This window comes from Caballeronia sp. (genome assembly GCF_049581465.1).
GTDB lineage: Bacteria > Pseudomonadota > Gammaproteobacteria > Burkholderiales > Burkholderiaceae > Caballeronia.
This window is the reverse complement of record NZ_JBAUSA010000518.1, coordinates 1-8,845: the sequence shown is the minus strand read 5'-3', so window position 1 is coordinate 8,845 and position 8,845 is coordinate 1. Positions and strand designations below refer to the sequence as shown.

The 8,845-nt window shown below is 62.9% G+C and carries 10 protein-coding genes; 2 read left to right on the top strand and 8 right to left on the bottom strand.

Going from position 1 to position 8,845, the window contains the following annotated elements:
- The first annotated feature begins 504 nt into the window (after positions 1 to 504).
- Positions 505 to 768 (top strand): hypothetical protein, encoded by a 264-nt coding sequence (locus WCA53_RS12735; protein WP_423910295.1) that lies wholly within the window; start codon positions 505 to 507, stop codon positions 766 to 768.
- 193 nt (positions 769 to 961) lie between these two features.
- On the top strand, positions 962 to 2,527 hold the full coding sequence (locus WCA53_RS12730) for an efflux transporter outer membrane subunit (RefSeq protein WP_423910292.1): 1,566 nt from the start codon (positions 962 to 964) through the stop codon (positions 2,525 to 2,527).
- A gap of 81 nt (positions 2,528 to 2,608) precedes the next feature.
- On the opposite strand, the gene WCA53_RS12725 is transcribed toward WCA53_RS12730, so the two are convergent.
- The 8 genes from WCA53_RS12725 to gspG all read right to left on the bottom strand — a co-directional run bounded on the left by WCA53_RS12725 (position 2,609) and on the right by gspG (position 8,513).
- On the bottom strand, positions 2,609 to 3,394 hold the full coding sequence (locus WCA53_RS12725; protein WP_423910287.1) for a type II secretion system protein N: 786 nt from the start codon (positions 3,392 to 3,394) through the stop codon (positions 2,609 to 2,611).
- Positions 3,391 to 3,894 carry a type II secretion system protein GspM gene (gene gspM / locus WCA53_RS12720; RefSeq protein WP_423910282.1) on the bottom strand — a complete coding sequence of 168 codons (504 nt, stop codon included), beginning with the start codon at positions 3,892 to 3,894 and terminating at the stop codon, positions 3,391 to 3,393. The genes WCA53_RS12725 and gspM overlap by 4 nt, the downstream gene beginning before the upstream one ends.
- Positions 3,891 to 5,198, bottom strand: coding sequence for a type II secretion system protein GspL (gene gspL / locus WCA53_RS12715; protein ID WP_423910278.1), 1,308 nt, complete (start codon positions 5,196 to 5,198; stop codon positions 3,891 to 3,893). Before gspL ends, gspM begins: the two co-directional genes overlap by 4 nt.
- A 63-nt stretch (positions 5,199 to 5,261) precedes the next feature.
- On the bottom strand, positions 5,262 to 6,377 hold the full coding sequence (gene gspK, locus WCA53_RS12710) for a type II secretion system minor pseudopilin GspK (protein WP_423910276.1): 1,116 nt from the start codon (positions 6,375 to 6,377) through the stop codon (positions 5,262 to 5,264).
- Positions 6,374 to 7,123, bottom strand: coding sequence for a PulJ/GspJ family protein (locus WCA53_RS12705; RefSeq protein ID WP_423910273.1), 750 nt, complete (start codon positions 7,121 to 7,123; stop codon positions 6,374 to 6,376). The genes gspK and WCA53_RS12705 overlap by 4 nt, the downstream gene beginning before the upstream one ends.
- Positions 7,101 to 7,493: a type II secretion system minor pseudopilin GspI gene (gene gspI, locus WCA53_RS12700; protein ID WP_423910270.1), complete on the bottom strand. Its 393-nt coding sequence runs from the start codon at positions 7,491 to 7,493 to the stop codon at positions 7,101 to 7,103. Before gspI ends, WCA53_RS12705 begins: the two co-directional genes overlap by 23 nt.
- On the bottom strand, positions 7,493 to 7,963 hold the full coding sequence (locus tag WCA53_RS12695) for a GspH/FimT family pseudopilin (protein ID WP_423910301.1): 471 nt from the start codon (positions 7,961 to 7,963) through the stop codon (positions 7,493 to 7,495). Before WCA53_RS12695 ends, gspI begins: the two co-directional genes overlap by 1 nt.
- Before the next feature lie 76 nt (positions 7,964 to 8,039).
- Positions 8,040 to 8,513: a type II secretion system major pseudopilin GspG gene (gspG, locus tag WCA53_RS12690; RefSeq protein WP_423910298.1), complete on the bottom strand. Its 474-nt coding sequence runs from the start codon at positions 8,511 to 8,513 to the stop codon at positions 8,040 to 8,042.
- Positions 8,514 to 8,845: the final 332 nt, after the last annotated feature.

Here is an 8,845-nt window from a genome sequence, read left to right as displayed (position 1 = left end):
AGATGGCTTTCAGCCGAAAAAGCCGCGCCTTTCGAAAAAAGCGCGGCTTTTTCTATTCGGACGCATCGACCGAACTCATCCGACAAATTCCTGGCGGTTGAACACTAGGGCATCAATTCCGTTTAGCGTTCATGCAATAACACTTGCTTAGGCATGTTTTTATTCCCTCCACGCCGGGCCGTGGCTCGTCCGTAAAGGCCGCCCTTTACCGACCGTAAAGTCAAATTGCGCTAGGCAGCACAATGCCGTCGAACCTTTCGGGTTAGTGCACGGGCATGACCTCCGGTTTGACAGCAGCAGGGACCCAGCGGTCGCTATTGCCGAAAAACAACACTGGAAAATTTGCCTCGCGACGTATCTTGAAAAACCATTGCATAGTCAATATTATTGGTTGACCGAGTTATGCGCGTCGCGCGCCGCCCGAGACCATGTTCTAACCGCTTGAGTGCATCGGCTAATCTTCGATGCATAAGGGATTTACCCGGCTTTGCCCCGGATTTACCGATGAACCGCGCTGCCCAAACCACCCTCACCCTCGGCCGACGCTTCGGCCAGTCGATGACCGCAGCCCTGCTGCACATCCTGCCGCCGAACCTGAGTTCGTGGAAAGTCGCGCTCTACGTGATCGTGTTCCTGCTGCCGGGTGGATCGTTAGTGGTCCTCGCCGCGGCCTATTTCGAGAACCGGCACGTGCGCAAGCCTAATCCCGCCAAAACAACAGCCATAAAGCGCGTACTGTCCTCTTGCGTGAAAGCTTGCGACGCTTGATTCGAACCGTTGCGCCACGCGTAACGACTCGTAACCGTTTCCTTCCCCTGCGTAATACCCACCCCGCTTTCAAGCCGTTACCCTAGCGGCTGCCAACGCTCGCCTTTTGCAAGCGTTCAGTTACCATCTCGGACCCACCGCGCAACGCTTACCGTCGCGAAGACCGCGTGGCTCCGACAGGAATTCATAGCAGATGCCGTTCACCCAAGTCCCATTCTTTTATCGCCGCTCTTCGATCGTCCTCCTTGCTGCATTGATACTTGCCGGCTGCGTCGTCGGCCCGGATTACAAGCGACCCGATGCAGCGGTCCCAGCCTCCTACAAGGAAGCGGCGGAAGGCTGGAAAGTGGCGCAACCGGCCGACCGGCAGGATCGTGGAGACTGGTGGGCCATCTATAACGACCCCCAGTTGAACGACCTCGAAGCGCGGCTTAATGCCTCGAACCAGAACATCGCGCAATTTGCGGCGGCTTACAGGCAATCACGGGCGCTGGTCTCGGAAGCACGTGCGGCCTATTTCCCGACCATAGGGACATCGGCTTCAGCTTCGCGCTCAGGCACCGGCAGCAGGCCAAACAGCACGCAGTTCACGAGCGGCGGCGTGAGCAATAGCTTCGGCCTCGGGCTCGATGCGTCGTGGGAACCGGATTTGTGGGGCACGGTAACCCGTACCGTCGGCGCGCAACGGGCCGGCGAGCAGAGCGCGGCCGCCGATCTGGCAAACGAGCGCCTGTCGATGCAAGGCACGCTCGCGCAAACCTACTTCCAGTTGCGCACGCTGGACGCACAGCAAAAGCTCCTCGACGACACCGTCGCGGCCTACCAGCGCACGCTCCAACTCACGCAGAATCAGTACGCCCAAGGTACCGTCGCGCGTTCAGACGTAATCCAGGCCCAGACGCAATTGCAATCGGCCCAGGCCTCAGCCGTCGATAACGGCGTCGCACGCGCGCAGTATGAGCACGCAATCGCCGTGCTAGTGGGCGAACCGCCATCGACGTTCTCCCTCGCAGCGTCGCCACTCGACGCCACGCCGCCCACCGTTCCGGCCGCGATGCCCTCCGCTATTCTCGAACGACGGCCCGACGTCGCGTCAGCAGAGCGCAAGGCGGCTGCCGCGAACGAGCAGATCGGCGTGGAGATCGCGGCGTTTTTTCCCACGCTGACCTTGTCGGCATCGGGCGGCTTTCAAAGTAGCGTGTTGTCGCAATTGCTGCGCGCGCCATCTCGTGTCTGGACGGTCGGCCCGGATCTGGCGGCAACGCTCTTCGACGGCGGCCTGCGCACCGCCCGGACCGAAGCCGCGCGGGCATCGTACGACCAGGCCGTCGCTACGTATCGACAAACCGTGCTGACGGCGTTTCAGGATGTCGAAGACAATCTGGCGTCGCTGCGAATTCTCGGGACTGAAGTCGGCATTCAGCAGCAAGCGGTCGCGTCGGCGCAGCAGGCGCTCGAGATTGTGAAAAATGAGTACAAGTCTGGAACGGTGGACTTCGCAACGGTGCTGATCGCGCAGACCACGGCGTTCACGGCCCAGCAGAAGCTGGCGAGTATCGCCGGTGAGCGGATGGTGTCGTCGGTGGGCCTGGTCAAGGCGCTCGGTGGCGGCTGGGACGTCACACAGATGGATCGCGAGACGGGCACTGCGGCGGCGCCGGCTCCGGTTCCAGCAAAGGGCGCGGCTGGAACGGTTGGCGCGGCGCCATCCAAAACGTCCGCTGTGGCTGCTACGAACCCAGCCGCCAAGACCGAATGAGGCATCGGACGGGTAAGCGCGCAACGGGTGACGCGTAGCTGCGTTGCTGGCCGTCCAGGGAGGTCGCTCACCTCCCCATGCTCAGTGCATCCGCGCGAACTTCAACTCGACGGTATCGGGGTCCGTATGCCTCCCCAGCAGGTTCAACAGTCCCGCCAGATTTGCTCGTGCCTCAGGCGCCGACGTCGCCGTGCCGTTGAACGTCGTCGATTCCTGGGACACCATTCCCTGTCCTGACAGCAGCAGCGGCCCGCGCGATGTAGCCAGATCGATCGTTCCCGCCTCGCCCACCGCCAGAAACACCACGCGATACGACCCGAGCGGCTTTACGCGCGAGATCCGCGACGCCATATTGTCGAGCGTCACCGTCACCTGGCCAAACGTGCTACGCCCGAGAACCCGCCATTCGGTCCATGCCAGCCGGACGTCGCCATCCATATCCAGCGTATTGAACGGTGCGCCCAGTCCGGCCAGCAAACTCGCGGGCACCGCGATCGCACCGGGCGACAGCGTTGAGCCGGACCTGCTGGCATCGACGAAAACTGCGTCCGGCATGGCATCGGTGTGGCGCATCTGCATGCGCACGTGGCCGGCAAAGAGCGGCCAGAACGACGTTCGCCATTCGATCCGCCCCGGCAGCAAGGTCGCGCCGGAGCCGTCGGTGCCGGCTGCGAGCATCAAGGTGGCCGAGCCTCGCCACAGCGAACCGGCCGGATCGACCAGATTGATGTGGCCGCTCGTCGATTTCGCGAACTCCGGCACAATCCACGCCGCCGGCAGCATGACGCCCAACGTGACGAGCACGGACCCCACCGCCACGGCAAACCACGGCCACGGAGCGAGCAGCCGTCGCGTCGCGTAGCTCATTGCGTCTGAGCCGGTTGCAGCGACGCCGTCAGATCCACTTGCCCATCGGGTTTCTGCGCCGTGACGTGCGTCTCGGCCACCTGAACCTTGAACTGCTTGCGGACATCGTCGAGCCAAACCGTCCACGCGGGAAACGACACGTTCTTTAACTGCACCTGAACCGCCGAGCCAACCAACAGGACTTGCCCGGCGCCCATGCCGTTGTCGGCGAGTGATTTGGTCAACGCGTCGCGCAATGCGCCGCCTGTCGGCGTCACGCCCTGCCCGCCGCCGCTGAGCGCACGCGCCTCATTGGCCTGCGCGGTCATCTGCGCGAGCTGCGCCTGCATGACCGGCAAGCGCTCGCGAAGCCGCGCGCGGCCTTCGTAAGCGGGCGCCCACAGCAGGAGATACACCAACGCGATCGCGGCAACCAGGCCAGCCCACATCAAGATGGTTTTTTCGCGCTGCGTGCGGCCGCTCCAGAATTCGGCCCATGTGTCGTTGAGTGCCTGTTTCATTGGCCGTTCCTGATGGTCCAGTTGCCGGTATTGGTGTCGATCGCGCCGGATAATCCGTTCGCCATGAGTCGTCTCTGCAAACCGGGATCGACCTTCGTTTCCGGTTTGAACGTCACGTCGAGCCGCCTATCGCGGTAATCCAGCACCGCGATTCCGTTCACGGGAATGGGGCCAAGGGCGCGGGCGAAGGCATCGGCGATAGCGAGGAAATCCGAGGGCGACAACTGTCCCGACGCCAGCCGCAAGAGGTCGAGCTGACGCGACATCTGGTCGGGCGCGTCTAGCACGACGGTCGTCTTCGGGAACGCATTCAACAGCGTCTCTGTCATTTGCGCGTTGATGGCGTCGCGTTGGCGCGCGAGCTGCAGCCACTGAATGTTGATGCCGATAACCGATACCGCCAGCGCCCCCGCAAGCAGCGCGATTGGCAGTTTCAGTCGGCGCATGGTTGCGCGGTCGAGGCGCCACGGCTGCGCGGCGAATTCGAACTGGCACAAGTCGAAGCGATTCGCGAGCGCGTTGCGCGCGAGCGTTTCGAAACTGAGCGCCAGTGCGCCCTGAACGCCCGGCCGCGCCGCAAAAACCCGCGGCTCGATACCGGGCACGCCGGCAAGTGAATACAGTGTGACCGCCTGCTCGCCGGACAACGCATCGAGGGTAGACGCGACGGCATCCGCCGGAATGGCCAGACCTTCGCCCAGCGCGGCGTTTTCACCGCGCGCGATGGCGATCTCGACGCGCGGCGTGGTGGACATGGCACTCAGCGGCGTCAAGGGAACTTCACCGCCCAGTGACATCGGCGACATCGGCGCGGTTGCGACTACATCGCCCAGCACGGCCGCGACAAACTCGCCGTCGCCCTCGTGCGGCGGCAGGCAACGCATTGCCGGAACCGCCTTTACGTTCCGATGCCCCCCATTAGCAAACGCATTGAGCACGAACCTGAACCAGCCGCGATCGATGACCGCCAGCACCCGCTGCCCGCCCCGAAGTGCGATCGGGTCCACAGCGATGTGGCATGTCTGCGGGTCCTGGATCAGTTGGTCTTCAACTACGTTGGGCAGCGCCTGACGCAGACGCGGCCCCTTCAAGGGAGGAAGGAGCGCGGCCGTGAGCAACAAGTCACGCGCGGCGACGATCAGCACGGTCGCGCTCGCACGCGGCAATAAGCCGAGCGCGGCGCGGCCTGCGCGCTGCTTTTCGCCGCGCTTGTCGAGCAGCAGAAACGGCAACTCCGGCAGATTCCACTCTTCGGAGCGGACCGCCGGATCGCGCGGCGGCAGTAGGACGATCAATGTGCTCAAAGGCCGTTCTCTCTGTTGTCAGGATCAAAAGTTAACGGGTCTCGCGCCGCCGTGGCAAACGCGCTAAAGCTGGTCACGAATGTAGACAATACGCGTGCTATGCGTCGTCGGATCGCGATAAATCAGCGTCGTACGATCGACTTCGGATCGCTCGTGCTGCACGCGGCCATGAATAAGGAAGTAGTTCGTGGTTACGTCCATCTGCGTTGCATCGATGTTCTCCGTTTTCACGCCCGCGCCCGTCAGTGCAAGCAGCACATTGCTGACATCGTGGAAAAACACGGTCTCGCGCCGCGCCACGAACTCCTGAGCCTGCGAGAGATTCAGGCCGGGAACGGTTGCAGCAATGACTTCCGCCGACGCCGTGTTCATGTTCACCGACGTCGTGGTCGGCAATACCGTGGCGAACGGACGAAGCTTATCGACGGCTTCCGGGGTAAATCCTGGCACGTCGAGCAGCGATTCCACGTTGATCATTTGCAGCGGCGCGACGGGCGCATTGCTGTCGGCATCGTGGAGACCGGGGTCGTCGGTGAAATTTCCTCCGCCCGTGGCGCCGCCGCTCTGCGCGATCCCGGCAAGCGTCGCTTGCTGAGTGGCGGCGGCCGTTGTCGTCGGTTGCGTCTGGAAGCGCGTCGCGGATTGCGCCAGCCCTGCGCGAACCTGCAACGCGACGGTTTTAGCCAGCGATCCATCCAGCCCGAGCAAGATGAGCAGGCGCTGGAACGACGCGATTTCCTGCACGTTGACGATCAGCAAGCCCGGCGTGGGCGTGGAAACAAGGTTGCGGAGGTTGAACTTGGCCTGCGCGTCCTCGATCGATCCAGACAAATAAGTCGATGCCCCCTGCTCGGCCCGCACTTCCCCGATCTGACCCAGGAAGTCCGACAGCCGCGTCTTCGCGATCGGCACACCCCATACACCGCCGAGGTACGTGACGGTCGGCGAGGTATCGGCTTCCGAACGCAAGATCAGCCGCGTCCAGTCCAGCGCGCTGCGTGCGATCCATTGCGCTTGAGCAAGCAGGCGCTGGTTCTCGATACGCCGTATCTGCACTTGCTGACGCCAAAGCAGGCCCGACACGATAATCGCCGACAACGCGACCACCAGCAGCGCGCTGATTATCGCAACGCCTTGCTGTTTTGCATGTTTCGGACGCCTCAGGGAACGCATCGTCATTCTCCGACCAGGAACACGCGCGTGATCGGCAGCGGCAGATTGGGCGCACCGACCGCGACCTGGATGCCCGTCACCGAACGCGCCAACGGCGCATTGCCGAGTTGCGGCACTTTCAGGTTGTTGGCGTTCTGCGTGATTTTGGCCGTCACGTCGTTCATCTGCCCCGTCCAACCGTTGTTCAGCACGTAGGCACGCGCGGTAAACGTCGCGATGCCGCGCATCAGCGGTATCGCGGTCCAGCCGTCCGCGCCGTCACTCGCCGATAAAGCCCGGCGCAGTTCGCCCACATTGCCCAGCGGCGGCGACGCGAAACGCGTCACACGGCCATCGACCAGCCGATAACGCACCACTTGCAGACGCGGTGCCACCCCAGCCGCATACACGCCACGCACGATCTGCACAGCGTGTCCCGCGATAGAAACGGCCGGCTGGCCGGCTTCGTCGTCGGTTGCGGCCTGACGCGCGTCAATGCGCATCTGGTCGAATAACTGCGCTACCACGCGTTCATCTTCCATCGAGTTGGTGATAATCGTTCGGCCGCGCATGATCTGGTCGAGACCGCGCCACGACAGCACCGCGATCACCGCCAGAATGGCAATGGCGACCAACATCTCGATCAGCGTAAAGCCCCGCGCACGATGCGCGCTTTGCCCATCGCGCCGGTTTTGCGCGTTTTGCGAATCTGAGGCGGCATTCGCGCTGGACCCCGCCCGCGCGCCCGGCCTACAGCTCACGATTGGTTTCATTCGCCATCACCGTGACAATTTGCGCGAGATTGCCGGCCTGTCCCGGCGACGTAACGATCACTTCCACTCGACGAAAAATCGGGTTCGGCGTGGCCGTCACGGTGTCCGTGCAAACGAGCTGAAGATTGCCTTGCGAGCAATCGAAAGAATGCGAGCCAAGACTCGGCCAGGTGTGCGTGAGACGCAACTGTGCGAGCTCGTTGTCGGCGCTCCAACCCGCCAGCAGCCGTCGATGCAACTCCGCTTCGCCCGTCGCCAGCGAGCCAACGGCGCGTAGCGACGCTGCCAGCGCCACCGCGATGATCGCCAGCGCGACAAGCACTTCGATCATCGTGAAGCCGCGGGTGTTAGACGGTACGCGCGATGTCATCAGCGCACCTGAAACCGGCCGTTGCCGGTGCCGACGACGGTCGCGTGTCCCGCGGCGGATTCCAGCGTCACTTCCACCGGGGTATCGATGGCTTCGGTGCCGAACACCAGCCGTTGCGCGCCTTGGTCGGAACCCGGGTACTGGATCGTCACGCCGGTCACGCCGCCTTCCCACCGCCGCGCGCGCAAAAGGTCATCGCGGATGGGACGCCAGCCGTCTTCCGTACGGATATCGAAACGAAAGCCGCCGTCAAGCGGCTGCCACGCGATAGGTCGCGCGCGAACCTGAGCCTCGTCGCCAGCGGATTCGAGAAGCAACGCGAGACGTTGCGCTTCTTCGTTCAGGTCAGTGCGGGGATTGCGTGAAAGCTGCAATGAAGCCAGCCCGACGAGAATCCCCGCGATCACCAGCACCACCAGCATTTCCAGCAACGTGAAACCCGCCTGCCTGCACGGCCGAAGCGCCCGCACGGGTGGGTTCGCGTTGCCTGCGGTTGGATCCGGTTCGTACTGCGTTTTCACGGCGTGGGCTTCACGTAGAAGTGTCTTATTGCCAGGAGCCGATGTCGGCGTCATTGCCCTCGCCGCCCGCTTTGCTATCGGCGCCGTAGCTGAATACATCGATTTCACCGTGTACGCCCGGGTTCAGATACTGGTATTGCGCTCCCCACGGATCGGCGGGCAAGCGTTCGAGATAACCCCCCTCCTTCCAGTTCGGCGTAGCGGGCTCGGTCGTCGGCTTTTCGATTAACGCGTGCAAACCCTGCTCCTGCGTTGGATAACGGCCGTTATCGAGGCGATACAGCTTCATTGCCTGCATGATCGTGCCGATGTCCTGCTTCGCCGCCACCCGGCGTGCTTCGTCAGGACGGCTCATGATCTTCGGCACGATCAACGCGGCGAGAATACCGAGAATCGCGATCACGACCATGATTTCGATCAGGGTAAAACCGCGCTGACGGCGGGCGCCCGATGTGTTGCCAGCTTCACGCGCCATCTGGAGTTCGTAGCGGCGCTTCATCCACATTTGTTGCATGACTTCCTCGTATCTTCCGTATTTCGGATTAATTTCGCCCGCAGAGCCAATGCTCGGCGTGGCTTTCGATGCCCGCTCCCCGCGCGTAAAACGCGGCGGATACAGGCAATCATTCTATAGACCCTACACGGACGCCCGTCGTAACAGGCTCACCGGCTGTTTGTCGCGGACCGGGGTCATCGGACGTAAATCGTGGGCCCGGGCGCGTTTGGCGGCAGGAACACTTCGGAGCGCGTACCGTTTCTATCGATGATGATCGAGCGCGGCCGCACCTCCTTGAGCGTCAAGCCGTTCGTCAAGGGCCCGCCGAGCGAAAC